The organism is Kitasatospora xanthocidica, assembly GCF_014656195.1.
GTDB lineage: Bacteria > Actinomycetota > Actinomycetes > Streptomycetales > Streptomycetaceae > Kitasatospora > Kitasatospora xanthocidica.
The window spans coordinates 74,073-97,644 of the sequence record NZ_BNBY01000002.1 but is presented as its reverse complement, the minus strand read 5'-3'; the positions used below and the strand labels follow the sequence as shown (position 1 = coordinate 97,644).

Genomic DNA, 23,572 nt, shown 5'->3' with positions numbered 1-23,572 from the left:
GCGAGTCCACCGACCGGACTCAGCCCAGCCGCTGCTCCAGCCATCGCACCGCGCCCTCGACGTCCGGCACGACCGGGACGCCGTCGGGGACGGGCGGGCGCTGCACGACGATGACGGGCAGGCCCAGGCAGCGGGCGGCGGTCAGTTTGGCGGCGGTCGCGGCGCCGCCGCTGTCCTTGGTGACCAGGACGTCGATGGCGCGCTCGCGCAGCAGTGCCTCCTCGCCCTGGACCGTGAACGGGCCGCGGTCGAGCAGGACTTCGAAGGACGGCGGCAGCGGTGGCTCGGGCGGGTCGACCGAGCGGGAGACGAAGTGGACGCCGTCGAGGTGGGCGAAGGCGGCGACACCCTGCCGGCCGATGGTGAGGAGGACCCGCTCCCCGCGTCGGGGCAGCAGTTCGGCGGCCGCCGCGAGGGAGGGGACGGGGAGCCAGTGGTCGCCGTCGACCCGGGTGAAGCCGGGGCGGCGCAGCACCAGCAGCGGGGTACCGGTGGCCGCGGCCGCGAGGGCGGCGTTCCGCGAGATGCCGGCCGCGAACGGGTGGGTGGCGTCCACCACCGCGTCCACGCGTTCCGCGCGCAGCCAGTCGGCGAGGCCCTCCGGTCCGCCGAAGCCGCCGATCCGTACCTCCCCGGCGGGCAGCCGGGGCTGGGCGGTCCGCCCGGCCAGCGAGCTGGTGATCCGGTGGGCGGCGGGGGCGGGCTCAGCAGTGAGTTCGGGGGTGAGTCGGGCGGCCAAGGCCCGCCCTTCGGTGGTCCCGCCGAGGATCAGGACGTGCCGCATCAGGCCCCGCAGGGCTCGTGCGGGCGCTCGCGGTCCGCCGAGTAGAGGTGGCTGTCGCGGAACTGCTCGGCGGCCAGGGTGCGGCCGACGATGATGACGGCGGTGCGGACCACGCCCGCGGCCTTGACCTGTTCGGCGATGTCGCCGACGGTGCCGCGCAGCACCAGTTCGTCGGGGCGGCTGGCCATCGCGACGGCGGCGGCCGGGCAGTCGGCGCCGTAGTGCGGGAGCAGCTGCTCGACCACGTCGTCCACGTACCCGGCGGCCAGGTGCAGCACCAGCAGGGCGCCGCTGCGGCCGAGGGTGGCGAGGTCCTCGCCCTCGGGCATCGGGGTGGCGCGCTTGGCGATCCGGGTGAGGATGACGGTCTGGCCGACGGTCGGGACGGTCAGCTCCCGCTTCAGCGCGGCCGCGGCGGCGGCGAAGGCGGGCACGCCGGGGACCACCTCGTACGGGATGCCGGCGGCGTCCAGGCGGCGCATCTGTTCGGCGACGGCGGAGAACACGGACGGGTCGCCGGAGTGCAGCCGGGCGACGTCCTGTCCGGCCTCGTGCGCGCGGACCAGCTCGGCGACGATCTGGTCCAGGTTGAGCTGCGCGGTATCGATCAGGCGGGCGCCGGGCGGGCACTCGTCCAGCAGCTCGCGCGGGACGAGGCTGCCGGCGTAGAGGCAGACCTCGGCGCGGGCCAGGAGGCGCTGGCCGCGCAGGGTGATCAGGTCGGCGGCGCCCGGGCCGGCTCCGATGAAGTAGACGGTCACGAGGCGTCCTCCTGGGGGGTGTTGGGCTTGACGGCGGACCACTGGGTGACCGGCATGGCCTGGCGCCAGCCGGTGAAGCCGCCCACCGGCACGGCGTGGGCGACGGCGAGCTTGACGAGTTCGCCGCCGTGGCGCCGGTACCAGTCGGTGAGCAGCGCCTCGGACTCCAGGGTCACGGTGTTGGCGACCAGTCGGCCGCCCGGACGCAGAGCGGCCCAGCAACTGTCCAGCAGTCCGGGCGCGGTGAGGCCGCCGCCGATGAACACGGCGTCGGGGACGGGGAGTTCGGCGAGCGTGGCGGGGGCGGGGCCGGTCACCACGCGCAGCCGGGGCACGCCGAGGGCGGCGGCGTTGCGGGCGATCCGTTCGGCGCGCACCGGGTCGCGTTCGACGCTGACGGCCCGGCAGTCGCGGTGGGCGCGCAGCCACTCGATGGCGATCGAGCCCGAGCCGCCGCCGACGTCCCAGAGCAGTTCGCCGGGGGAGGGGGCGAGGGTGGCGAGGGTGGCGGCGCGGACGTGGCGCTTGGTGAGCTGGCCGTCGCTCTCGTACGCGGTGTCGGGCAGACCGGGGACGAGGGAGGTGCGGGGGCCGTCGCCGAGTTCGACGGCGATGACGTTCAGCGGGTCGCCGGCCGGGTGCGGCCAGCCCTCGGCGGGGCCGTCGAGGTGCCGTTCGGCGGGGGAGCCGAGCTGTTCGAGGACGCGCAGCCGGGCGGTGCCGTAGCCGCGCTCGGTGAGCAGGGCGGCGACGGCTGCCGGAGTGGCGGCGTCGGCGCTGAGCACCAGCAGGCGGCGGCCGGGGTGGAGGGCGAGGGAGAGGGTGTCCAGCGGGCGGCCGACCAGGCTGACCACCTCGGTGGCCTCCAGCGGCCAGCCGAGGCGCGCGCAGGCGTAGGAGACCGAGGAGGGGTGCGGCAGGACGCGCAGCCGCTCGGCGCCGACCGTCTCGGCGAGGGTGCGGCCGATGCCGTAGAACAGCGGGTCGCCGCTGGCCAGGACGGCGACGCGGCGGTCGGAGTGGGCGGCGAGCAGTCCGGGTACGGCCGGGCGCAGCGGGGACGGCCAGGGGAGGCGCTCGGCGGTGACCTCGTCGTGGGGGAGCAGGTCGAGCTGGCGGGGGCCGCCGACGACCACCTCGGCGTTCCGCAGCGCGGCCCGGGAGGTGGCGGCGAGGCCGGGCCAGCCGTCGGCCCCGATCCCGACGACGGTGATCGGGGGTGGCAGCTCGGGCACCGGGTGGCTCCTCGTCGTTCGGCCGGCGAATGAGTATAAAAAACAACCGGCCGGGCAGCCTACCTGGCGGTTTGGGGGTGGGTGCGAGGGAGGGCGGGGCTGACGGGGTTCGGTCGCCGGCCGCCAGCTGCCAGCCGTCCGATGACAGCTGACAGGTAACAGATAACAGCCAACAGACGACAACTTTCAGATGTTGAAATCTGTCATCTGTCATCTGTCCGTCCAGTCCCCCGACCCGATCAGCGCCGGCCGCTCGCGCAGTCGCGCCTCGGCGGCCGGTCCGGCGAGGTAGACCCAGGCGTCCTGCGGCTCGTCGTCCGCCGCGGCCCGTACGGCCAGCCGCCGCCGCACGTACAGTCCGGTCCCGTCGGCCCGGCACTCCTCCAGGTGGTCCAGCGCCGCGAGCGCGCCGTCGTACGCGCTCGGGCGTACGGTGATGAGTTCGCCCACGATCCGGCGTCCGGGCGTCGCGTCGAGCACCGCGTACGGGAAGCCGGGGCCCTCGTGCAGCGCGGCGCCGTCCAGTACGGCCGGGCGGATGTCGGCACAGCGTCCGGCCAGGTGGACGGTGTGGTTGCGGCCGCCGCTGCGCAGGGTGCCGTAGACGAAGAACGGCAGTCCCTCCTCGGATCCGGACACGGGTTCGACCTCCTCGCTGGGGAGCGCCCACGGTACGTCTTCCGGTCCGATTCGTGATACCGACTGGCGCGCGGGGTGCTCGATGCGCTGTCATGTCGTGGTTCGGCCAGCACCGTCCAAGGGGGACACACATGACATCGCCCGCTTCGTCCCAACCGGCCACCACGCCCGGTTCCACCCCCGTGCCCCCCGCACCCGCCGCACCCCTCGTCACTCCTGCGGACGCCGTCCCCGCCGACGCGGAGGCGGACGCGGACGAGGGCCCGATAGCCCTCACGAAGGCCACACCAGCCACCCCGGCCGCCTCCGCCGCCCGCCTCGGCGGCGCCGTCTGGCTGGCCCTCGCCGTGGTCTACGTCGTCTGGGGCTCGACCTACCTGGCGATCCGGATCGCGGTGGAGACGATGCCCTCGTTCCTCTCCGCCGCCGCCCGCTTCCTCACCGCGGGGCTCCTGCTGGCCGGCTTCCTGCTGGTGCGCCAGGGCCCGGCCGGGCTGAAGGTGAGCGGACGGCAGCTCGCCTCCTCCGCCCTGGTCGGCGTCCTGCTGCTGACCGGCGGCAACGGACTGGTGGTCCTGGGCGAGACCTCCGTCCCCTCCGGCCTGACCGCCCTGCTGGTGGCCGCCGTCCCGCTGTGGATGGTGGTGCTGACGGCCTTCGGCGGCGAGCGGCCGAGGCTCGCCGAGCTCGCCGGGGTGCTGCTCGGTCTGGTCGGCCTCGGCGTGCTGTCGGCGCCGGCGGTCGGCGGGTCCGTGGAGCCGCTCGGCGTGGTCCTGATCATCTGCGCCACGCTGCTCTGGGCGGCCGGTTCGTTCGTGACCAAGAAGGTCCCGATGCCGGGCAACGTGCTCGCCGCGAGCGCGTACCAGATGCTGGCCGGCGGCCTCTGCGACCTGCTGATCGCCCTCTTCCGCGGCGAGCAGCGCGGCCTGGACCTGGGGGCCGTCTCCGGCCGGTCCTGGCTGGCCCTCGCCTACCTGGTGCTGTTCGGTTCGCTGCTCGCCTTCACCGCGTACGCCTGGCTGCTGCGCGCCGCCCCGCTGACGCTGGTGGGCACGTACGCGTACGTGAACCCGGTGGTCGCGGTGCTGCTGGGCTGGCTGATCCTGGCGGAGCCGCTGACCGGCCCCACCGTGGCGGGTGGGGCGATCGTGGTCGCGGGCGTTTGCCTGGTGGTGAGCGTCAGCCGGCGGCCGAGGCGTCCCGGGCGTCCCGGGCGTCCGGTGAAGGGCTCGTCCGCGCGTAGCTGAGCAGCAGGTTCCCGCGTTCGAAGACCCGGCTGCCGGTGAGCGTGAACTCGCGGGGCGCGAACTCCGTGGTGAACAGCGGGATGCCGGAGCCGGCCACCACCGGGTACTGCTTGATGATCAGCTCGTCGATCTCGGGCAGCAGCCGCCCGGCCAGCTTGGCGCCGCCGCAGAGCCAGATGCCGAGCCCGTCCTCCTGCTTGAGCCGGCGGACGGTGCTCAGCGGGTCCTCGGCGGTGATCTCGACGGCCGGGTCGGGGCTGGTGGTGAGGGTGCGGGAGAAGACGATCTGCCGCAGGTGGGCGTAGGGGTTGGCGAATCCGGCGGGCACGTTCGGCTCGTAGGTGCCGCGGCCCATGAGCACGGTGTCGAAGAGCTTGTTGGGGGCCTCGGCGATGCCGACCGCCGCGCGGGCGGGGGTGACGACGGTCTCCGGGTACTCGGTGAAGAGCGTCGGGGCGAAGTCCTCGGTGACGTACGGCATGAAGAAGTCGAACGCGCCGTTCGGGGCGGCGATGAAGCCGTCGATGGTGGTGCCGACGAAGTAGGTGAGCTTGCGCATTCAGGTCCTTGGATCGAGGAACGGGATCGGGACGCGGCGCGGGCCGTTTCGGCCTGCCCCGTGAACCACGACAGTCATAGTACTCCAGTCGTAGTGGTTGGCAACCCCTTTCGTACCCGGCCTCAGGCCGCCCCGGGCCCCCGTCGTCGGAGGAGAGAGAATCGGCCCATGGTCCAGAACCCCGCCCGCCGTACCGCCCTCGCCGACGCCGCCATCGAGGTCCTCGCCCGCGAGGGCGCCCGCGGCCTCACCTTCCGCGCGGTCGACGTCCAGGCCGGCGTCCCCAACGGCACGGCCTCCAACTACTTCGCCAACCGGGACCACCTGCTCCACCAGACCGCCCGGCACATCCACCGGCGGCTCATCCCGGACGCGGCGGTCTTCGAGGAACTGATGCGGGCTCCCCGAGACCGCGCGCTGGTCACGGCCCTGATGCACGACCTGATCCGCCGCATCACCGCGGACCGGGCCGGCTACCTCGCGATGCTCGAACTGCGCCTGGAGGCCACCCGCCGCCCGGACCTGCGGGCCCAGCTCACCGGCACCATCCGGGACGACCTGGAGGCCAACGTCGCCTTCCACCTGGACGAGGGCTTCCCCGGCGACCGGGAGACCGTCCTGGTGCTCTACCTCGCCATGACCGGCCTGATCCTCGAACACCTCACCCTGCCCGAGGTGTTGGGCGTCGACGGCCTCGCGGCGCTGATCGACACCGTCGTCGAGCGGATCGTCCCGGCGGCCTGACCCCGCCGAGGCCGGCACCCCACCGGGTCGGTCACGGTGGGGTGCCGGGGTCGCCATGCCGCGACCGTCCCCGCGCTTCCGGCGCGCGGGGACGGTCGTCCGGGTCGGGCTGTCCGGGTCCTGGCCGTCCAGGTCCGACCGTCGTCAGAACCGGGCTGTCCGGGTCCGGTTGCCCGGGTCGGGCTCAGAGGCCGTGCGGGGGCTTCCCCGTCCACCAGTTGCCGGGCGCGTCCGGGTCGCGGCTGGTCCAGTACTCGATGATCGCCTCGGTGAACTCGGCCGCGGAGAGCACGCCGTCGCCGTCGGTGTCGAGGCGGCGGAAGGCCTCGTCGGCGTCGTCGCGGCTGAGGCCGGCGAAGTGGCCGCGCTGGAAGACGAAGAACTCGCCGGCGTCCACGGTCCCGCTGCGGTCGGTGTCGGCGACGGCGAGGAACGCGGCGGCGAGCGCGCCGAGGCTGTCGCGCGCGGCCTCGGGGTCGTCGGCGAGCAGGCCGGTGGAGGCGACGAACTGTTCGCGGGAGATCGTCTGGGTGCCGGCGGGCAGCCGGGCGAGGTGGAGGTCGTGCCAGATCGTCAGGTAGGCGCGGACGATCACGGCCTCCGCCTCCGATCCCTCCTGGTGGCCGAGCGAGCGGGCCACCGAGTGGCCCATCAGGACGTGGTCCCGTTCGGTGATCAGTCCGTCGCCGTCGGCGTCGAGGTGATCGAAACCGTGATTGATCTTTGCGATGAGCAGGTCGTCCGACAACGTTTCCCCTCAGCTGGCGTTTCCTGGCTTCCTACGGCACATCGCCTGCACGCTAACGCCTTGAGCCGAGCCCGCGCAGCCGAACGAGGGGCGAACGGCCTGCCCGGCCACCCCGGCGCCGCCCCCCGGTCGGACAATGTGATCAGTCCACCTGGTGGTCGGCCCAGACGTACGTCTCCGGCAGCAGCTCCCGCACCGGGACGGTGCGCAGCCGGGAGCCCTGCCCGACGATGATCCGCAGCTCCGGGAAGTAGTCGAGCAGCACCTGGCGGCAGCGCCCGCACGGCGGGATCACCCCGCGCTCCCGGTCGCCGACCGCCACGACGGTGGTGAGCTCGTACGCGCCCTGCCCGGCCGCCGCCCCGATCAGCACCAGCTCCGCGCACGGTCCGCCGGTGAAGTGGTAGGCGTTCAGCGCGGTGACGATCCGTCCGTCGGCGGCGCGTCCGGCGGCCGCCACCGTGTGGTTGTCGCCCCGGGCGTACCGCCGCGCCACCTCCACGGCCGCCTCGACGAGCTCCGCGTCGACGAGGCCCGCTCCGACGAGGTCCCCGCCCGCGGGCACCTGATCGCTGGTCGACATTCCGTTGCACCTCTCCGATCGGATCCGACAGGGTCCGATCATTGGTCACCCGCCCCTCACCAGGCCAACCCTTTTCGCAGGCCCCTTCACTCCGGCCCCTTCACTCCGGCCCCTTCCCTCCGGCCCCTTCCCTCCGGCCCCTTCGCGACGGGCTCCTCCACTCCGTCCCCCGCCGCGGCAGCCCTCAGTGCACCGCCGCCAGCAGCCCCCGGGTGTACTCGGTGTGCGGGGCCCCGAACAGCCGGTCCCGGTCGGTGGACTCGACCAGGCGGCCCCGGTGCATCACCGCCACCCGGTCGCAGAAGTGCCGGACCACCGCGAGGTCGTGGGAGACGAACAGGAACGCCACCGCGAGGCGTTCGCGCAGCTCCATCAGCAGGTTGAGCACCTGCGCCTGCACCGACACGTCGAGCGCCGAGACCGGCTCGTCCGCGATGATCAGCCGGGGCTGCGGGGCCAGGGCCCGGGCGATGCCGATCCGCTGGCGCTGCCCGCCGGAGAACTCGTGCGGGTAGCGGTGCAGGTGCCCGGCGTCCAGTCCGACCTGCTCCAGCAGCTCGACCGCGCGCTCCCGCCGCTCGGGCGCGGTCAGCGGGGTGTGCAGGCGCAGCGGGGTGTCGAGGGTCTGGGCGACGGTGCGGCGCGGGTTGAGCGAGGCGTACGGGTCCTGGAAGACGAGCTGGATCTCTCGGCTGAGCCGGCGCCGCAGCTCCCGGTCCGGGTTCGTGACGTCCTGGCCGTCGTACGACACCCGCCCGGAGGTGGGGCGTTGCAGACCGGCCAGCACCCGCGAGGTGGTGGACTTGCCGGAGCCGGACTCGCCGACCAGGCCGACCGTCTCGCCCGGCGCGATCCGCAGCCCCACGCCCTCGACCGCGCGGACCGGCTCGGCCCGGAGGCCGGGGAACCGGCGTCGGCCGGGGAAGTGCACGGTGAGGTCGTCGACCTCGACCAGCCACCGCTCGGGCCGCTCGACGACCCTCGGCCGGAAGGTCCGCGCGGGGGACGGATCGTCGACCGTCGGCAGGGCGGTGCCCGGGGCGGAGTCCAGGCGGAGCGCGGCCCCGACCAGCGCCCGGGTGTACGGCTCGCGCGGCGCGGCCAGCAGCTCGGCGGTCGGCGCGGACTCGACCCGGACGCCGCCGCGCAGCACCAGCGTGCGGTCGGTCGTCCCCGCGACCACGCCCAGGTCGTGGCTGACCAGCAGGACGGCGGTGCCGTGTTCGCGCTGCAGCTCGCCGAGCAGGTCCAGGACCTGCCGCTGGACGCGGGCGTCCAGGGCGGTGGTCGGCTCGTCGGCGATCAGCAGCCGCGGGTCGTTCATCAGCGCCATCGCGATCATCACGCGCTGCCGCATGCCGCCCGAGAACCGGTGCGGGTGATCGCGCACCCGGTCGGCCGGGATGCCGACCCGGTCGAGCATCTCGGCCGCCCGCCGCCGGGCCTCGGCGCGGGTCGCCCCCGGGTGGTGCAGCCGGTACATCTCGGCGAGTTGGGCGCCGACGCCGTGGAAGGGGCTGAGCGAGGTGAGCGCGTCCTGGAAGACCAGTGCGGCGCGGCCGCCCCGGATCTCGCGCAGGGCGGACTCGCCGGCGCCCACCAATTCCTGCCCGCCCAGCCGGATCGATCCGGTGACGGTGGTGGTACGCGGGTCGTGCAGGCCGAGGACGGCGAGGCCGACGGTGGACTTGCCGGAGCCCGACTCGCCGACCAGGCCCAGGACTTCACCCGCGGCGAGGTCGAAGGAGAGATCCCGGACGGCGGTCACGGGCGCGCCGCCGCGCGGGTCCGCGAAGGTGACGGTCAGATCGCGCACGCTCAGCACGGGCTCGGCACCGTCCGTACGGGGAACGCTGACGCGGTCACCAGGAACATCGGTCTTCATCTCAGGACTCCCCTCAGCTCAGCCGGACACGCGGGTCGAGCCAGGCCACCGCGAGGTCGGCCAGCGCGACGAACAGCACCACGAAGCAGGCGGCCAGCAGCACCGCGCCGACCACGGCGGGCAGGTCCTGCCCGGCGACGGCCTGCGCGGCGAACCGTCCGACCCCGTTCAGCCCGAACACCGTCTCGGTGATCACCGCCCCGCCGAGCAGCGCCCCGGCCTCCAGCCCGAGCAGTTGCACCAGCGGCCCGGCGGCGCCGCGCGAGGTGTACTTGAGGTGGGCGCGCAGCCGTCCGAGGCCCTTGGCGCGGGCCGTGCGGACGTACTCCTCGTTCATCGTCTCCAGCAGCTGCGAGCGTGAAAGCCGGGCGAAGACCGCCGAGTTGACGAATCCGAGGACGAGCCAGGGCAGCAGCATCCCGCCCGCCCAGGCCGCCGGGTCCTCGGCGGGCGGGGTGTAGGAGGGCAGCGGCAGCAGGCCGGTGGAGTAGACCAGTACCCACTGTGCGATGTAGCCGAGGAAGTAGATCTGCACGCTGGCGCCGACCAGGGTGAAGCCGGACAGCAGCCGGTCGGTCCGCCGTCCGTGCCGCAGCGCGGAGACGAAGCCGGTGCCGAGGCCGAGCACCAGCAGGACGGCCAGTGCCCCGGCGGTCAGCGAGAAGGTGACCGGCAGGTGGTCGGCCAGCGCCTCGCTGACGGGCTGGTGCAGCCGGTAGGAGTAGCCGAGGCAGGGTGCGTCGCAGTGGATGGTCGAGCCGTCCACGTCGTCGATGTCCCGCCCGGCGAGGACGCCGGTCAGGTAGTCGGTGTACTGGGCGGCGAGCGGCTGGTCCAGGCCCATGCTCTGGCGCACCGCGGCGACCTGCCCGCTGTCGCAGCGCGGGCCGCAGGCGGCGCGGGCCGGATCGGCGGGCGCGGCGTAGAAGAGGGCGAAGGCGGCGGCGGAGACCGCGACCAGGACGGCGAGGGCCTGGGCGGTCCGGCGCAGGACGAAGGAGAGCATGGCCGATCCGGGGTCGACGTGACGGGGGGCGAGGGGCGGGGTCGGGGCAACGGGGAGAGGCGGGGGCGCCGCCCCCGCCCCCGGGTCGGTACCAGGAGGCGGAGGCGGGCCGGGAGGGTCAGGACTTCAGGTACAGCCAGGCCAGCGAGACCGTCCCGTAGATCGGGTGGATGAACGCCCCGCCGACGTTGCCGCCGCGCAGCTGGCTGGTGGTCGGGTAGGCGAACGGCAGCACCGGCAGGTCCTTCATCACGGTCTGCTCCAGCGCGTACAGCTCCTTGGCCTTGGCGCGCGGCTCGCCGATCTGGTTGATCCGGTCGATCTCCTTGTCCACCGCCGGGTTGCGGTAGCGCGCGGAGTTGATGTCGCTGCCGGCGCGGCCGTCGAAGGAGAACGGGACGAGTGTGGACGGGGTCGGCCAGTCGACGGAGGAGGTCTCCTCGAACAGGTCGTACGGGGCGTCGGTGCGGTGGACCTCGTCCAGGAACGCCTTGGGGTCGATCGGCTTGGGCACGACGGTGATCCCGGCCTTGGCGAAGCCGTCCACCAGCACCTGGGCGACGCGCTGCCCGTTCGGGGTGTTCTTGTACCCGTAGGTGAGGCTGCCCGGTGCCTGCGCGGCCTTGGCGAGTTCGGCCTTGGCGGCCTCCGGGTCGCCCTCGGGCTTGGCCGGGGCGAGGTCGTACTTCTGCCAGTCGATCAGCGCGGGCGAGCTGAGCGTGGTGGCCAGTTCGCCGGTCCGGGCGCCGCCCTGGACCTGGCGGGCCTGCTGGCGGGGGTAGGCCAGGTTGAGCGCCTTGCGGACCGCCAGGTCCGGCACCCGCTCGTTGTTGATCATCAGCTGGGTGACGAAGGCGCCCTGCCGCCCGCTGACGACCAGTTCCCTGGCCTTCGGGTCGGTGTCGGCCGTCTGGTACAGCTCGGGGGAGAGGACGTCGGCGGCGGTGGTGGCGTTGGCGCCGCCGTCCCGGCCGGAGAGGATCTCCTGGTTGAGGTTGAGCGTCTCCTTGCCGTACGTGAAGACGAACTTCTCCGGGTACTGGCTGCGGATCGGGTCGGTCTCGGGCTTCCAGGCCGGGTTGCGCTCCAGCACCATCCGGGTGTTCTGGACGTGCTCGACGATCCGGTACGGGCCGGTGGCGAACGGCTGGCGGTCGTACTCCGTCCCGGTGTCCTTGTCCCGGCGCACCGGCGAGGAGGAGGACTGCGCGGCCATGTACGGGACGTCGGCCTGCGGCTGCGGGAAGCGGAAGACGATCGTGCGCTCGTCCGGCGTCTCGATCGCGGCGAGGTCGCCGTCCTGCGGGCCGGCGTACTTGGCGCGCGCCGCCTCGTAGTTGGCCTCGCCGGTGAGCCACTGGGGCCAGTACGGCGGGCCGACCTCGTAGCCCTTGCCGAAGGTGCGCTCGATGCCGTACTTGACGTCCTGGGAGGTGATCGGCTTGCCGTCCTCCCAGGCCACGCCCTGCTTGAGCCGGTACGTCCAGGTGCGTCCGCCGTCGGCCGGGGTGCCGGTGTCGGTGGCCAGGTCGCCGACCAGCTTGGCCTTGCCGTCCACCACCTGGTACTGGGTCAGCTGGCGGCCCCAGAGCAGCGAGGCGTTGTAGGTGGCGCCCGCGTAGACCTTCTGCGGGTCGAGGTGGCGGAACTCCACGCTGTTGTACACGTTCACGGTGCCGCCGGCGCGGGCGCCCGGGACGGCCGGGGCGGGGCCGGCGCTCTCCTGCTCGGTGCCGAGCGCGGCGGTCAGCGGGGAGGTCTCCTTGGCGGAGGCCCCGGCGCCGGCGGAGCCGGTGCTGCCCGCGCCGGCCGAGCAGGAGGTCGCCAGCAGGGCGGTGGCGATGACGGCGAGGGACGGTCTGGTCCAGCGCATGGCGGATCTCTCCTCGCCCCGGCGGGTCGCGCCGGGGAGGGTTCGGGTGAATGGACGGGGAAGGTACGGGCGGGGGCGTCGGGGCGTCGGGGCGTCGGGGCGCCGGGGCGCCGGGGTGGCTCAGCGGGTGCCGGAGCGCGGGTCCAGCGCGTCCCGGACGGCGTCGCCGAGCAGGTTGAAGGCGATCACGAACAGCAGCAGCGCCACCCCGGGGAAGACCAGGTACGTGGGGTCGGCCTGGAAGACCTCGGAGCCGCGGGAGATCATCCGCCCCCAGTCCGGGACCGGTTCGGTGATGCCGACGCCCAGGAAGGACAGTGCGGCCTCGGAGGCGACGTAGGTCGGCACCGCCATGGTGGCGTGCACCAGCAGCTGCGAGCGCACATTGGGGAGCAGTTCGTGGACGACGACATGGAACCGGCTCGCGCCCTGGGCCCGGGCGGACTGCACGAAATCCCTTTCCCGGAGCGAGCGGACGGTGGCCCGCAGGGAAAGCGCGAGCGGAATCCAGCCGAACGCGGAGAAAACCAGGATCAGCACCAGGAACTGCATCCACTCCGGTTCCGCGGCGCCCGGATCGACCAGCCGGGACTGGATGATCGGGCTGAGCGCGAGCAGCAGGAGCAGGGTCGGAAAGGCCAGCAGCACATTGGCGAGGAATCCGAACAGCCGGTCCGCGATTCCGCCGAGATAGCCGACCGCGACGCCGGCCAGTACGCCCAGGGCGGTGGTCACGGTGGCGGCGGCGAAGGCGATCAGCAGCGAGGTGCGGATGCCGTACAGCAGCTGGGTGAACACGTCTCGGCCGAGGCCGGGCTCCAGGCCGAACCAGAAGTCACCGGAGATCCCGCCGTTCGGCAGCATCGGCAGGCCGCCGTCGCTGAGCAGGCCGGGGGCGTTCTGGCCGTAGTGCTCGACCGGGTTCCTCCCGTACAGCGCGGCGATCAGCGGGGCCCCGGCGGCCAGCAGCAGGAACAGCACCACGACGGTCAGGGCGGCGGCGCCGACCCGGTCGCGCAGGATCCGGCGGAGCGGGCCCGGGGCCGCGGCGGCGGGCCCGGCCGCGGGGACTGGGACTGCGTCGACCACTGCCATGAGGCGTAACCCCCGAATTCTCCGCCGCCCTGTGGGTGAGGGTGCGCTCGTGTGTATTTCCGGTACGGCTTCCGGGGGTTTCCCGTGGCCGTTCGAGCGACATTTGATCGGATGCGTCCGAGGTTCCGCAAATCACCTCCGGCGGTTCTCCGGGGAATTCCTGCGGAACTGTTTCGGGGAATGTGGCGACTTCATTTCGCCGCAACACCGGCGTTGCAGAAGAACGGACATAAGCGGCGAATCGGACCGGCCTGGTCCGCATTCTGAGACCTCCGCCACAGTCCGTCCGGTGTTGGTACGATCCCGGTGGGCTGCGACTGGCGCGTAGGGATGGAATCAACCATCGGGAAGCGGCCTCGTGAAACCTTCACGTGCAGTTGCCGAGCGCCTGGGCCTTCCGCATCCCCACCAGGAGACCGCCTTGGCCCAGCAGCCCCACACCGCCGCGACCCCCACCGCCGACGCCGCCTTCCGCAGCGCCCTCGACGTGGTCGCCGGCGTCGAACCCCGGATCGCCGCCGCCATCGGCCAGGAGCTCGCCGACCAGCGCGCCTCGCTCAAGCTCATCGCCAGCGAGAACTACGCCTCCCCGGCCGTCCTGCTCGCCATGGGCAACTGGCTCAGCGACAAGTACGCCGAGGGCACCGCGGGCCGCCGCTTCTACGCGGGCTGCCGCAACGTCGACACCGTGGAGACCATCGCCGCCGAGCACGCCCGCGAGCTGTTCGGCGCCGACCACGCCTACGTCCAGCCGCACTCCGGCATCGACGCCAACCTCACCGCCTTCTGGGCCGTCCTCTCCCAGCGGGTCGAGAGCCCCGCCCTGGAGCGGGCCGAGGTCCGCAACGTCAACGACCTCACCGAGGAGGACTGGGCCCGGCTGCGCCACGAGCTCGGCAACCAGCGCATGCTCGGCATGTCCCTGGACACCGGCGGCCACCTCACCCACGGCTTCCGCCCCAACATCTCCGGCAAGATGTTCGAGCAGCGCAGCTACGGCACCGACCCGGTCACCGGCCTGATCGACTACGACGCGCTGCGGGAGACCGCCCGCGAGTTCCGCCCACTGATCATCGTGGCCGGCTACTCCGCCTACCCGCGCCTGGTGAACTTCCGTACGATGCGCGAGATCGCGGACGAGGTCGGCGCCACCCTCATGGTCGACATGGCGCACTTCGCCGGCCTGGTCGCGGGCAAGGTGCTCACCGGTGACCACGACCCGGTCCCGCACGCCCACATCGTCACCACGACCACCCACAAGTCCCTCCGCGGCCCGCGCGGCGGCATGGTGCTGTGCACCTCCGAACTGGCCGAACACGTCGACCGCGGCTGCCCGCTGGTGCTCGGCGGCCCGCTCTCGCACGTCATGGCCGCCAAGGCCGTCGCCTTCGCCGAGGCCCGCCGCCCCGAGTTCCGGACCTACGCCCAGGCCGTCGTCACCAACGCCCAGGCCCTGGCCGAGGGCCTGCTGCGCCGCGGCGGCACGCTCGTCACCGGCGGCACGGACAACCACCTCGTCCTCGCCGACGTCTCCGGCTACGGCCTCACCGGCCGCCAGGCCGAGGCGGCGCTGCTCGACTCGGGCATCGTCACCAACCGCAACTCCGTCCCGCAGGACCCGAACGGCGCCTGGTACACCTCCGGCGTCCGGATCGGCACCCCGGCCCTCACCACCCGTGGCCTCGGCGTCGCCGAGATGGACGAGATCGCCGAACTGATCGACACCGTCCTGCGCGCCACCACCCCCACCACGGCCGCCAACGGCAGCCCGTCCAAGGCCAATTACGCCCTCGACCCGGCCCTGCGCGACGCCGTCGCCAAGCGCGCCGCCGAGCTGCTCGCCCCGTACCCGCTCTACCCGGGCGTCGCCCTCGCCTGAACCCCCGGCGGATCCCGCGACACCTCGGACACACCCTCGGACACACCCTCGGACACACCCCGCCCGGGGCGCCGCCGCACACGCCGGCGCCCCGGGCGGGCCCGTGCCCGGCGCCTCAGTACTGCAGCGACTTGTACCGCAGGAACTCCTCCAGCCCGTGGCGGCCCAGTTCGCGGCCGAGGCCGGAGTTCTTGTAGCCGCCGAAGGGGGCGAGCGGGTTGAAGCGGCCGCCGTTGAGGTCGACCTGGCCGGTGTCGAGGCGGCGGGCGAAGGCGGCGGCGGTGTCGGTGTCGCGGCCCCAGACGCCGCCGGCCAGGCCGTACGGGGTGCCGTTGGCGAGCTCGACGGCGTGGTCCTCGTCCCGGTAGGGGAGGATCACCAGGACCGGGCCGAAGACCTCCTCCTGGGCCACCGTCATCTCCGGGGTCACGTCGGCGAGCACGGTCGGGCGGACGTAGTAGCCGGTGGGCAGCTCGGCGACGGGCTCCGAGCCGCCGACGACCAGCCGGGCGCCCTCGGCCAGCGCGCCGTCGATGTAGCCGCGCACCCGGGCCAGCTGCTTGGCGTTGACCACCGGGCCGATCCGGGTCTGTGGGTCGGTCGGGTCGCCCGGCACGTACTGGGCGGCGGCCTTGGCGGCCCGGGTGATCGCCTCCTCGTACTGGTCCTCGTGCACCAGCAGCCGGGTCCAGGCGCTACAGGTCTGGCCGGAGTTGGCGAACACGTTCGCGACGTTCGTCTTGACCGCGCGGGTGATGTTGGAGCCCGGCAGCACCACGTTGGCGGACTTGCCGCCCAGCTCCAGCGCGACCCGCTTCAGGTTCCGGCCGGCCGTCTCGGCGACCTGCCGGCCGACGGCGGTGGAGCCGGTGAAGGAGACCACGTCCACCCCGGGGTGGCCGACCAGCGCCGCGCCCGCCAGCTCCCCGGTGCCGGTGACCAGGTTGAACGCCCCCGCGGGGAACCCGGCCTCGTGCACCAGCCGGGCGAACAGCCGGGCCACCAGCGGGGTGTCCTCGGCCGGCTTGAGGACCACCGGGCAGCCGGCCGCCAGCGCCGGGACCACCTTCGCCACGATCTGGTGCAGCGGGTAGTTCCACGGCGTGATCGCCGCGACCACGCCGGCCGGCTCGGCGTGCACCACCGAGTTGCCGATCCGCTCCTCGAAGGAGTGCTCGGCGAGCAGGTCCAGGTAGGAGGTGGTGACGGTCAGCGGCAGCCCGGCGTGCACGGCCGCGGTGAAGCCGACCGGGGCGCCCAGTTCGGCGACGACCGTCTCGGTGATCTCGTTCTGCGCGGCGGCGAGCCCGTCCCGCAGCCGGGTCAGTAGGGCCAGCCGCTCCTCGCGGGTGGTCGCGCCCCAACTCCGGGCCGCCCGGCGGGCCGCCGTCACCGCCGCGTCGACATCGGTCGCGCCGCCCGCGGGTACGGTGGCGAGCACCTGCTCGGTCGCCGGGTTCAGGACGGTGATCGAGCCGGGGTCCCCGGAGGGCCGCCAGGAGCCGTCGATGTACTGGTCGCTGTACTCCGCGTACTGCTGCACCGATTGTCCTCTCATCCGCTCAATCGCTTCACTAACAGCGCTAGTCGGAGGCCAGTCAAAACGGCCCGGGCGGCCGGGCGCAAGAGCCGATCCCGACCCGGCGGACATTGCCGGTCACCCCGGGGGAACCGCGCGGTGCACGCGGCGAACGGCCCGACGCCCACCGCGGCGCGCCGCAGAACGGGAGGTGCACGAAGCCCGGTTCCACCCGGAACTGCCCCCCAACCCCCGGCGTCCTTGTCGTCGTTCACCGACGGACGACCAGACCGACGACCAGACGACCAGACGGACAACCAGGGGGAAGACGCAGTGGATCCGGACAAGGCGCTCCAACTCGTCGTCAGGCCGAGCGATCTGAGGGCCAGTGGGCAGAGCGCCGCGCAACTGGCCCAGGCCGTACCGGCCGAGGACCACGCACTGGCCGAGGCGAGCGGCACGGCGGAGGGCGGCCTCAAGGGCTGGACGACGGCGACCGCCCTGCACGGCTGCACCGCCAACTGGGTCACGCTGCTGAACAACCTGGCGGGGGAGCTCGGCACGTCCGGGACCAAGCTGCAGCAGATCGCGCTGACCTACGGGTCGGGCGACCGCGACATCGCCGACGACCTGACCGGGGCCGGCACCACCGCCGGCACCACCGCCCAGGCGAGCGCCGCCCCGTCCAGGCCCGACCCGTTCAACACGGTGATCGTCGGCGGCCGTTCGGCCGAGGAGCGGTGACCGTGGACATCGCGACCCTCTACGGTGCGAACCTGAACGACCTGGCCTGCGCCAAGAACGCCTACGACACCCTGGCCGGCAAGTTCGCCGAGCACATCGAGATCTGGCAGAGCACCGTGGTCAACCGGCTGTCGGGCTGGAAGGGCGGCACTGCCACCCAGGTCCTCGGCGACCTCGGGGCGCTCACCGTCAAGCTGCGGAACGCGCACGAGGAACTCGTCTTCGTCAGCCGCTCGTTGAGCGCCGCCGGCGAGGCCTTCGCGCTGGCCCAGTCGCACCTGGTGGCCGCCCTGGACGACGCCAGGACGGCGGGCCTCACGGTGGCCCCGGACGGGCAGCTCAGCTGGGGCCCGGCCCCCGGACAGCCCGGAGGCACCCAGGGCGCCCCGGCCGACGACGCCATGCGCAGACGGGCGGAGGAGATCGGCGCCCGGATCACCGCGGCCCTGAACGAGGGGGCCCAGGCGGACCGGACGATCACCGCCCAGCTGAACCGTTTCGCCCAGCACGCGGCCGACGGCAGCGGTCTGACCGCCGCGGCGGTCGCCGCCGACAAGGCAGCGGACGACGCGACCGACCGCGTCCCGCCCGCCGGCACCGGGCCCGCGGACGTCAAGACCTGGTGGGACGGGCTGACGTCGGTCCAGCAGCAGCGGCTGGTCCTCAACCACCCCGACCAGGTCGGCAACCTCGACGGCGTCCCCGCCGCCGCCCGGGACCAGGCGAACCGGATCACCCTGCCCCGGGCCCAGGCCGACCTCCGCACCCAGCTGGCCGCCCTCGACCAGGCCGAGCCGACCTCCTGGGTGGGCACGCCGGGCGGCGCCGGCAAGAACCCCCAGCACGTGGTCTGGGAGGCCCAGCGCAAGGCCCTGGAGGACAAGCTGCACGGCCTCCAGACGCTCCAGGACCGGCTCGCCCTGCCCGTCACGGACGGCAACCCGCGGCCGTACCTGCTCCGGCTCGACGCCGCGGCGCAGGGCGGCCGGGCGATCCTCGCCCTGAACGACCCGGACACGGCGGACGACGTGGCGACCTTCGTCCCGGGCACCGAGTCCCGGATCGGCGGCGTCGGCGGCACGATGGACAAGGCGAAGGAGATGTACCGCAGCGCCGTCCAGGCGAGCCCGGGCGCCAAGGTCTCCACGATCGCGTACGTGAACTACGCGGCGCCCCAGACCGCGTCGCCCACCCTCGGGGCCCCGGTCCCGGACGCCGCCTACGAGGGCTACGCCAAGGACGCCGAGCAGGACCTGTTCAGCTTCCAGTCCGGGCTGCGGGCCACCCACCAGGGCGCTCCGTCCCACAACACCGTCGTCGGGCACAGCTACGGCAGCACGGTGGTCGGCTACACCATGCGCGACAAGGGCCTGCCGGTGGACACCGTGGTCTTCGCGGGCAGCCCCGGCGTCGGCGTCGAGCGGGCGGCGGACCTCAACACCGACCTCGCCACGGGGGCCAAGATCGACCCCGGCCGGGTCTTCACCGTGCTCGGCGGCAAGGACTCGATCACCGACTGGACCCCGGCCCTGGACGTCGACAACCTCGACCCGACCAGTGACGACTACCACCTGCGCTTCGGCCGCGACCCGATGAACCCGGCCTTCGGCGCCCAGCACCTGCCGTCCCAGGACACCGACCACGACCACTACTGGAACGCGAACACACCGTCCTGGAAGGCGTTCGGCCAGGTCATCGCGGGAGTGCCGGTCACCTGACCCGGCCCGCACGGGAGCCGCCGGAGCCCGGGAACGCCGAAGGGCCGGTCGGAACGTCCGACCGGTCCTTCGGCGTCACGCGTGGATCAGACCCGCGAGGGCTCGCCCGCCTCGGCGGGGGCCTCGGCACCCGCCGCGCGCAGCTCGTCCGCCAGCTCCTGCCGGACGGCGGCCAGCGAGGGGTTGGCCCAGGCGCTGGCGACGCCCCAGTAGTAGAACGCCAGCCCGATCGCGGCGACGATCAGCAGGTCCCAGCCCTCCGGCAGGTAGCCGTGCCCGCCGAAGTCGTCGCTGCCGGCCCAGGAGACACCGGCCATCACGAACAGGTACGCGACCATCCAGGCGCCCGCCGCGAGGTGCGGCTTCAGCTCGGCGAACGGCTTGCGCAGCTCGTACCAGGCCCAGATCGGCAGACCGGCGGCCATCAGCAGGATGACCTTGCCGGTGAGCGGCCAGCGGGCCCAGTAGAGCACCAGCGAGCCGAAGACCATCGCGACCGGGGCGATGACCGGCATCGCGCGCAGCCGGACCGGGCGCGGCAGGTCGGGGGCGAGGCGGCGCAGCGCCATCACGGCGACCGGGCCGGTGATGTACGAGATCACGGTGGCCACCGAGACGATCTCGGCCAGCGAGCCCCAGCCGCGGAAGACCGCGAGGAACAGGAAGGCGACCACCAGGTTCAGCACCAGCGCCGGGCGCGGGATGCCGGTCTTGGCGTCGACCTTGCCGAAGAGCTTCGGCAGGTGGCCGTTCTCCTGCACGCCGTGGATCATGCGCGAGGTGGTGGCGGCGTAGATCATGCCGGTGCCGGACGGCGAGATGAAGGCGTCCGCGTAGAGCAGGATCGCCAGCCAGTTGAGGCCCCAGGCGATCGCCAGGTCGGCCAGCGGCGAGGTGTAGCCGAGGCCGCTCCAGCCCTGCGAGAGGTCGCCGCTCGGGATGGCGCCCAGGAAGGCGATCTGCAGCGCGACGTAGATCACCAGGGCGATCAGGATCGAGCCGATGACGGCCTTCGGCAGCGACTTGCCGGGGTTCTTGGCCTCACCGGCCAGGTTGAGCGGGGACTGGAAGCCGTTGAAGGCCCAGACGATGCCGGAGACGGCGACGGCGGTGAACACCGCGCTCCAGCCGTTCGGCGCGAAGCCGCCGTGGTCGGTGAAGTGCGCGGTGTCGAAGTGCGCGAAGAGCAGCGCGCCGGCGGTCAGCGTCGGCACGACGACCTTGAAGACGGTGATCGCCGTGTTGGTCTTGGCGAACAGCGTGATCGCGAACCAGTTCAGCACGAAGTAGAGGACCAGCAGCACGCTGGCGAGCGCCACTCCGCTGAGGGTCAGTTCCTGACCGTTGTAGAGCCCCTTCGCCCAGCCGAAGTGCCAGGAGCTCATGTACTGCACGGAGGCGGTGGCCTCGCCCGGGATGACCGAGACGATGGCGATCCAGTTGGCCCAGGCGGCCAGGTAGCCGGCCAGCGAGCCGTGCGAGTACTGGCCGTACCGGACCATGCCGCCGGCCTTGGGGAACATCGAGCCCAGCTCGCTGTAGGTGAGGGCGATGGTCAGCGCCACCGCGGCGCCGATCACCCAGGCGAGGATCGACGCCGGCCCGGCGAGCTTGGCGGCCCGCTCGGCACCGAACAGCCAACCGGAACCGATGATCGACCCCAGCCCGACGGCCGTCAGGCTGATGGTGCCGAGCGATCGGCGGTAGTTCTGGTGGGATGCCGTCGAGGATTCGGGCTCACTCAACGTATCGGTCCTTTCGCTCGGGGTTCATCGGCTGGTGTCGGTGTTTTTGCGGTTTTGAGTCTGTATTCCGGACAAACGCACAGCAGCTTATGGTCCAAAAACGGGCGAATACCTCAGGGGAAGCTCAAAACGTCCGATCGTTGCCATCTCGTGTCCGGTTTCCGGACCGGTGGGCCGACGGCGAGGCCCCGGCGAGGCCGGTACGAGCCCCTGCGGGGAGACGGGCGCCACAATGCCGCCGGCTCGAAGGAGGGCCGGCGTGCGGCCGGGGGATACGGCCGAGGAAAGCGGCGGGTGGAAGCGGCCGGCGAAAGCAGCCCGGGGAAAACGAAATTCCCCGTGGGTTCCTTTCGGATCCCACGGGGAATTCAGCTGTGTCCGAGGGGGGACTTGAACCCCCACGCCCGATAAAGGGCACTAGCACCTCAAGCTAGCGCGTCTGCCATTCCGCCACCCGGACAGGGTGTGTGCTTCGGGGGTTTTTCTCTCGCCCCCTCGGCGACAGAGAGAACATTACCAGGGTTCTGGAGTGCTTCTCACCTGCGGTTCCTCGGGCCCCGGCGGCGCCGGCCGTCCCGGGACCCGCCGCGCCCGCCGCGGGCCGGTCCGGAGGCCCCGCACAGGTTGGTACGGCTGGCGAACGCGATCGAACCCCGCCCGAAGCGGTGGCGACCGCGAAGGAACCGGTCGGGTTCGGTGCCCTCGGCGATCGATTCCGGCCGGAACCGGTCCGACACGGGCAAGTTGTCGACGGTGCCACAGCCGCCGGGACCGCTCTCCTAGCCTCTGTGGACCGAGGGCGCCATGAGCGGATCGCCTGATTCCCGGGTCGCGGACGAAGGGCGGCTGGACGTGGAGCAGATCAGCGGGACGGCGGAGGCCGAACCGAGACGCGGCAGGCCGGGGGACGGGCGGGACGGCACCGACGCGGTGCCCGACGGCCCGGCGGACCGGTCGGAGGACCCCCCGGCGAAGAGATCCGCGACGAACCCGGCGAAGACCGCGGCCACCAACCCACCGAAGACCCCGGCGCACGGCCCGGTCGGGGGCCTGTGGCGCTTCCCGGTGCCCGCCGCCGAGGCCTCGGTTCCGCTGACCAGGCACGCCGTACGCGATTGCCTGCTGGCCCAGGGCATGGCCGGGGTGCGCTACCAGGAGCTGGTGGACGACCTGCTGCTGATCGTCTCGGAGCTGGTGAGCAACGCGGTGACGCACGCGGCCGAGCTGTCGCCCGAGGTGGTCACCGAGCTGTCGGTGAGCGGGGGCTGGGTGCGGGTCTCGGTCGAGGACGGCGACCCGTACCGGCCCAAGGCGCTGGAGAACGACACCGGACGCACCGGCGGGCGCGGCCTGCTGCTGGTGAAGAGCGTCACGCTGCAGGCCGGCGGGGTGTGCGACGTCGAGCGGACGGGCGAGGGCGGCAAGGTCATCTGGGCCTCGCTCCCGGTGCCTCCGGAGCCCGAGCGCTGACCCGGAGCCCGAGCGCCGACCGTCTCGCCGGGACCGGGGCCAGGGCCTGGACCGGGCCGGGAGACGGTGCGGGACCGGCCGCCGGCCCCGCACCGCGACCGGGGCACGGTCCCGCCCGGCCCGGGGCGCGTCCGCCGGACGAGCCTCCTACCAGTCCCGTCCGGCGATCTCCCGGATGCCCGGCAGCGCCGCCTCGAAGACCGTCTCGAACCAGACCGAGAACGGCCGCTCGGCCCGCAGCTCCCGCAGCTCCTGGGCGGTCACGAAGGCGAAGTCGTCCACCTCGTCCGGGTTCGGCTCGACCGTGGCGGTGACCAGTCCCACGAACAGGTGGTTCCACTCCCGCTCGATCAGCCCGGAGGCCTCGTCCGGCAGGTCGTAGCGGACGGTGCCGGCCTCGCAGAGCAGCGCCGGTGCGACGCCCAGCTCCTCGGCGGTGCGCCGGGCGGCGGCGACGAAGGGCGGCTCGTCCGGGTACGGGTGGCCGCAGCAGGTGTTCGACCAGACCCCGGGGGAGTGGTACTTCCCGAGGGCCCGGCGCTGGAGCAGCAGCCGGCCCTGGCGGTCGAAGAGGAACACGGAGAAGGCGCGGTGCAGCCGGCCCGGCTGCTGGTGGGCCCAGAGCTTCTCGGCGGTGCCGATGGTGACGCCCTCGTCGTCGACCAGTTCCAGCAGGATCTCGGTACCGGCGGCCTCGGAGGCCCGTGGGGCGACCGTCACATCGGTCTCCACGTCGAGACCGGTGTCGATCTCGGCGGCGAAGTGCGTCGGATCGGTCGGCAGACTCTGGGGCATGGGGCCTCTTTCCGGGGGCGGGAGCAACGGGAGCATCGGGTGCGTCCGGCGCACCGGGTGGCGCGCGGCGGACGCAGCGGGGCACCGGCGCCGGCGTCGGGCTCCAGTCTGCCGTATGGGTGGCGCCGGGTAGGGGTCCCACGCACAACCGGGCGGATCATGACCCGGAGGTGTCGGATTGCGTGCAGAGAACGTTCCCGGAGGACCACGTAAGGGTCACGATCCTCGCAGAATCGTTCGACGCTCGTTCGGGGTCCGTTCGACCGCCGCGGCGGCCCCCGGCCGGTCCCTGGCCGGTTCCCGGCGTGACCCCGAGGCGTCGGCCGCCGCCCCGGGCCCTCGTGCGGACCGCCGGGCGAACCCTCCCGTCCACCCCGCGTCCATCCCCGGTCACCCCTCCGTCACCGTCCGGTCTCCGGGCGCGTTCGGGCCGGTCGTCCAAGTCGCCTACCATCACATACGACACGGTGCCCGGATCCGTGCCGGAACCGGCGCGCCGCTGCCCGCTCCGGTCGCACACCGGTCCGGCGGAGCGGCGCC

General features: G+C 73.2%; 20 protein-coding genes, 1 tRNA gene and 1 riboswitch. Of the genes, 6 read left to right on the top strand and 15 right to left on the bottom strand.

Going from position 1 to position 23,572, the window contains the following annotated elements:
- Positions 1 to 19: 19 nt before the first annotated feature.
- From IE332_RS03840 to IE332_RS03825, 4 genes are all read right to left on the bottom strand, one after another.
- Positions 20 to 784 carry a cobalt-precorrin-6A reductase gene (locus IE332_RS03840; protein WP_189913644.1) on the bottom strand — a complete coding sequence of 255 codons (765 nt, stop codon included), beginning with the start codon at positions 782 to 784 and terminating at the stop codon, positions 20 to 22.
- On the bottom strand, positions 784 to 1,545 hold the full coding sequence (gene cobM, locus IE332_RS03835) for a precorrin-4 C(11)-methyltransferase (RefSeq protein WP_189913643.1): 762 nt from the start codon (positions 1,543 to 1,545) through the stop codon (positions 784 to 786). The genes IE332_RS03840 and cobM overlap by 1 nt, the downstream gene beginning before the upstream one ends.
- Positions 1,542 to 2,780 (bottom strand): precorrin-6y C5,15-methyltransferase (decarboxylating) subunit CbiE, encoded by a 1,239-nt coding sequence (gene cbiE / locus IE332_RS03830; protein WP_189913642.1) that lies wholly within the window; start codon positions 2,778 to 2,780, stop codon positions 1,542 to 1,544. The genes cobM and cbiE overlap by 4 nt, the downstream gene beginning before the upstream one ends.
- A 210-nt stretch (positions 2,781 to 2,990) precedes the next feature.
- Positions 2,991 to 3,419, bottom strand: a complete 429-nt coding sequence (locus tag IE332_RS03825) for a gamma-glutamylcyclotransferase family protein (RefSeq protein WP_229928282.1) — start codon at positions 3,417 to 3,419, stop codon at positions 2,991 to 2,993.
- A 131-nt stretch (positions 3,420 to 3,550) separates the two neighbouring features.
- Between IE332_RS03825 and IE332_RS03820 the strand changes: the two genes are divergently transcribed.
- Positions 3,551 to 4,669, top strand: coding sequence for an EamA family transporter (locus IE332_RS03820; protein WP_189913641.1), 1,119 nt, complete (start codon positions 3,551 to 3,553; stop codon positions 4,667 to 4,669).
- On the opposite strand, the gene IE332_RS03815 is transcribed toward IE332_RS03820, so the two are convergent.
- A complete protein-coding gene (locus IE332_RS03815; protein ID WP_189913640.1) occupies positions 4,602 to 5,228 on the bottom strand; it encodes a dihydrofolate reductase family protein in 627 nt (208 codons plus the stop codon). The two genes, IE332_RS03820 and IE332_RS03815, sit on opposite strands and share 68 nt — an antisense overlap.
- A gap of 168 nt (positions 5,229 to 5,396) precedes the next feature.
- Between IE332_RS03815 and IE332_RS03810 the strand changes: the two genes are divergently transcribed.
- The gene (locus IE332_RS03810; RefSeq protein ID WP_189913639.1) at positions 5,397 to 5,972 is read left to right on the top strand and encodes a TetR/AcrR family transcriptional regulator; all 576 of its coding nucleotides are present in this window, start codon (positions 5,397 to 5,399) and stop codon (positions 5,970 to 5,972) included.
- Positions 5,973 to 6,156: 184 nt separating this feature from the next.
- Here IE332_RS03810 and IE332_RS03805 read toward each other — a convergent pair whose 3' ends face one another.
- From IE332_RS03805 to IE332_RS03780, 6 genes are all read right to left on the bottom strand, one after another.
- A complete protein-coding gene (locus tag IE332_RS03805) occupies positions 6,157 to 6,720 on the bottom strand; it encodes an EF-hand domain-containing protein (protein WP_189913638.1) in 564 nt (187 codons plus the stop codon).
- A gap of 142 nt (positions 6,721 to 6,862) precedes the next feature.
- Entirely contained in the window at positions 6,863 to 7,303 is a 441-nt protein-coding gene (locus tag IE332_RS03800; protein WP_189913637.1) for a cytidine deaminase family protein, read from the bottom strand.
- Positions 7,304 to 7,487: 184 nt separating this feature from the next.
- Positions 7,488 to 9,188, bottom strand: a complete 1,701-nt coding sequence (locus IE332_RS03795; RefSeq protein ID WP_229928281.1) for a dipeptide ABC transporter ATP-binding protein — start codon at positions 9,186 to 9,188, stop codon at positions 7,488 to 7,490.
- A gap of 13 nt (positions 9,189 to 9,201) precedes the next feature.
- The gene (locus IE332_RS03790; RefSeq protein ID WP_189913636.1) at positions 9,202 to 10,194 is read right to left on the bottom strand and encodes an ABC transporter permease; all 993 of its coding nucleotides are present in this window, start codon (positions 10,192 to 10,194) and stop codon (positions 9,202 to 9,204) included.
- A gap of 118 nt (positions 10,195 to 10,312) precedes the next feature.
- Complete coding sequence (locus IE332_RS03785) at positions 10,313 to 12,067, bottom strand: ABC transporter substrate-binding protein (RefSeq protein ID WP_189913635.1); 1,755 nt, start codon at positions 12,065 to 12,067, stop codon at positions 10,313 to 10,315.
- Between the two features lie 120 nt (positions 12,068 to 12,187).
- Positions 12,188 to 13,162: an ABC transporter permease gene (locus tag IE332_RS03780; protein ID WP_189913634.1), complete on the bottom strand. Its 975-nt coding sequence runs from the start codon at positions 13,160 to 13,162 to the stop codon at positions 12,188 to 12,190.
- A gap of 303 nt (positions 13,163 to 13,465) precedes the next feature.
- Positions 13,466 to 13,563, top strand: a riboswitch (ZMP/ZTP riboswitch).
- A gap of 20 nt (positions 13,564 to 13,583) precedes the next feature.
- Between IE332_RS03780 and IE332_RS03775 the strand changes: the two genes are divergently transcribed.
- Positions 13,584 to 15,041 carry a glycine hydroxymethyltransferase gene (locus IE332_RS03775; RefSeq protein ID WP_189913633.1) on the top strand — a complete coding sequence of 486 codons (1,458 nt, stop codon included), beginning with the start codon at positions 13,584 to 13,586 and terminating at the stop codon, positions 15,039 to 15,041.
- A gap of 115 nt (positions 15,042 to 15,156) precedes the next feature.
- Here the strand turns inward: IE332_RS03775 and IE332_RS03770 are convergent, their stop codons facing one another.
- Positions 15,157 to 16,584 (bottom strand): aldehyde dehydrogenase family protein, encoded by a 1,428-nt coding sequence (locus IE332_RS03770; RefSeq protein ID WP_229928280.1) that lies wholly within the window; start codon positions 16,582 to 16,584, stop codon positions 15,157 to 15,159.
- 309 nt (positions 16,585 to 16,893) lie between these two features.
- Between IE332_RS03770 and IE332_RS03765 the strand changes: the two genes are divergently transcribed.
- Together IE332_RS03765 and IE332_RS03760 are read left to right on the top strand one after the other, a co-directional pair.
- Complete coding sequence (locus IE332_RS03765) at positions 16,894 to 17,304, top strand: hypothetical protein (RefSeq protein WP_189913631.1); 411 nt, start codon at positions 16,894 to 16,896, stop codon at positions 17,302 to 17,304.
- A 2-nt stretch (positions 17,305 to 17,306) separates the two neighbouring features.
- Positions 17,307 to 19,022, top strand: coding sequence for an alpha/beta hydrolase (locus IE332_RS03760; protein ID WP_189913630.1), 1,716 nt, complete (start codon positions 17,307 to 17,309; stop codon positions 19,020 to 19,022).
- 86 nt (positions 19,023 to 19,108) lie between these two features.
- Here the strand turns inward: IE332_RS03760 and IE332_RS03755 are convergent, their stop codons facing one another.
- Both IE332_RS03755 and IE332_RS03750 read right to left on the bottom strand, forming a co-directional pair.
- Positions 19,109 to 20,767, bottom strand: a complete 1,659-nt coding sequence (locus IE332_RS03755) for an APC family permease (RefSeq protein WP_189913629.1) — start codon at positions 20,765 to 20,767, stop codon at positions 19,109 to 19,111.
- A gap of 375 nt (positions 20,768 to 21,142) precedes the next feature.
- A tRNA-Leu gene (locus IE332_RS03750) sits at positions 21,143 to 21,227 on the bottom strand.
- A 470-nt stretch (positions 21,228 to 21,697) separates the two neighbouring features.
- Here IE332_RS03750 and IE332_RS40620 point away from each other — a divergent pair.
- Positions 21,698 to 22,237 (top strand): ATP-binding protein, encoded by a 540-nt coding sequence (locus tag IE332_RS40620; RefSeq protein ID WP_373313677.1) that lies wholly within the window; start codon positions 21,698 to 21,700, stop codon positions 22,235 to 22,237.
- 147 nt (positions 22,238 to 22,384) lie between these two features.
- On the opposite strand, the gene idi is transcribed toward IE332_RS40620, so the two are convergent.
- The gene (idi, locus tag IE332_RS03740) at positions 22,385 to 23,032 is read right to left on the bottom strand and encodes an isopentenyl-diphosphate Delta-isomerase (protein ID WP_189913627.1); all 648 of its coding nucleotides are present in this window, start codon (positions 23,030 to 23,032) and stop codon (positions 22,385 to 22,387) included.
- Between the last annotated feature and the right edge of the window lie 540 nt (positions 23,033 to 23,572).

Bases quoted from the DNA above. Each gene is read 5' to 3' on its own strand.
- IE332_RS03815 (WP_189913640.1), bottom strand. From the start codon at position 5,228: ATGCGCAAGCTCACCTACTTCGTCGGCACCACCATCGACGGCTTCATC.
- IE332_RS03795 (WP_229928281.1), bottom strand. From the start codon at position 9,188: ATGAAGACCGATGTTCCTGGTGACCGCGTCAGCGTTCCCCGTACGGAC.
- IE332_RS03810 (WP_189913639.1), top strand. From the start codon at position 5,397: ATGGTCCAGAACCCCGCCCGCCGTACCGCCCTCGCCGACGCCGCCATC.
- IE332_RS03780 (WP_189913634.1), bottom strand. From the start codon at position 13,162: ATGGCAGTGGTCGACGCAGTCCCAGTCCCCGCGGCCGGGCCCGCCGCC.
- IE332_RS03800 (WP_189913637.1), bottom strand. From the start codon at position 7,303: ATGTCGACCAGCGATCAGGTGCCCGCGGGCGGGGACCTCGTCGGAGCG.
- IE332_RS03820 (WP_189913641.1), top strand. From the start codon at position 3,551: ATGACATCGCCCGCTTCGTCCCAACCGGCCACCACGCCCGGTTCCACC.
- idi (WP_189913627.1), bottom strand. From the start codon at position 23,032: ATGCCCCAGAGTCTGCCGACCGATCCGACGCACTTCGCCGCCGAGATC.
- IE332_RS03785 (WP_189913635.1), bottom strand. From the start codon at position 12,067: ATGCGCTGGACCAGACCGTCCCTCGCCGTCATCGCCACCGCCCTGCTG.
- IE332_RS03790 (WP_189913636.1), bottom strand. From the start codon at position 10,194: ATGCTCTCCTTCGTCCTGCGCCGGACCGCCCAGGCCCTCGCCGTCCTG.
- IE332_RS03840 (WP_189913644.1), bottom strand. From the start codon at position 784: ATGCGGCACGTCCTGATCCTCGGCGGGACCACCGAAGGGCGGGCCTTG.